This is a genomic window from Kitasatospora sp. NPDC093558 (assembly GCF_040683475.1).
Lineage (GTDB): Bacteria > Actinomycetota > Actinomycetes > Streptomycetales > Streptomycetaceae > Kitasatospora.
In genome coordinates, this window is record NZ_JBFBDY010001405.1 from 1 (window position 1) to 1,036 (window position 1,036).

Sequence of the window (1,036 nt, forward strand, 5' to 3'; positions counted from 1 at the left end):
GCCAGCGTGTTCTACGTGGTGGGGCCGCTGGTGACCGGCGCCCTCACCCAGGAGGTGAGCTGGCGGGCCGTGTTCTGGGTCAACGTGCCGCTCGCCTGCGCCGTCGGCGTGGTCTCCGCCCTCGCCCTCGCCCCGGACCCGCAGGCCCGGCGGCACGAACCGGTGGACCTGGTCGGGCTGTTCACCAGTGCGGCCGGGCTGGGGGCGCTCGTGGTGGCGCTGATGGCAGGACCAGCCCTGGGCTGGGATTCACCGGCCGTCCTGCTACTGGCCGTCGGGGCGGTGCTGTTGCTCGCCGTCTTCGTCCTGGCCGAGCGGCGGCGGCCTGCGCCGCTGTTCGATCTGACGCTGCTGCGCCGCGGCGCGCTCGCGTGCGCGGTCGGCATGGTCTTCCTCGTCTACGTCGTGTACCTGGGCCTGATCGTCTTCGTCCCACTGTTCCTCCAACACGAAGCCGGGCTCAGGCCGTTCGCAGCCGGGCTGGCGCTGACCCTGGCCCTGGGCCCGATCATCGTCGTCGCCCCGGTCAACGGCCGGATCGTCGACCGCGTCGGGGCCCGCCGGCCCGCCCTCGTCGCCGCGCTGACCGCGTTGGTCTCCTTCACCTGGCTCGCCCTCGCCGCACCGGCGCACTCCTTCGCGCTCCTGCTCCCGGCGCTGCTCCTGTACGGCGTGTCGGTCCCGGCCCTCTACAACACCGCCGTGACGGTGGCGCAGAACCTGGTGACGGACGCACAACGCGGGCAGGTGTCGGGAATCCTCGGCAGCGCCGCCCAGGCCGGGGCGGCCATCGGCGTGGCCGTCATCGGTGCGGTGGTCGTCGCCGTCTCCGGATCGGCCGACTACACGACCGGGGGCTTCCAGGCCGGCTTCGGCGTCTGCGCGGCGCTCTCACTCGCCCTGGTCCGGCTCGCCGCAGCCCTGCCCCGGCATCCGCGCGCCGGAGCCGGGCCGTACTGACCACCGACCCGGGCTCAGGGGGAAAGCCGTTCGGGTGTTGTGGCACCGATCGGCCGACGACACGGTGGTCAGGCAC

At 73.6% G+C, this 1,036-nt stretch carries 1 protein-coding gene; it reads left to right on the forward strand.

Translation table 11 applies throughout. From position 1 onward, the window contains the following. Positions 1–960 (forward strand): MFS transporter (locus tag AB0O00_RS41365; protein ID WP_363659808.1); only part of this gene is annotated, 960 nt, incomplete at its 5' end. Between the last annotated feature and the right edge of the window lie 76 nt (positions 961–1,036).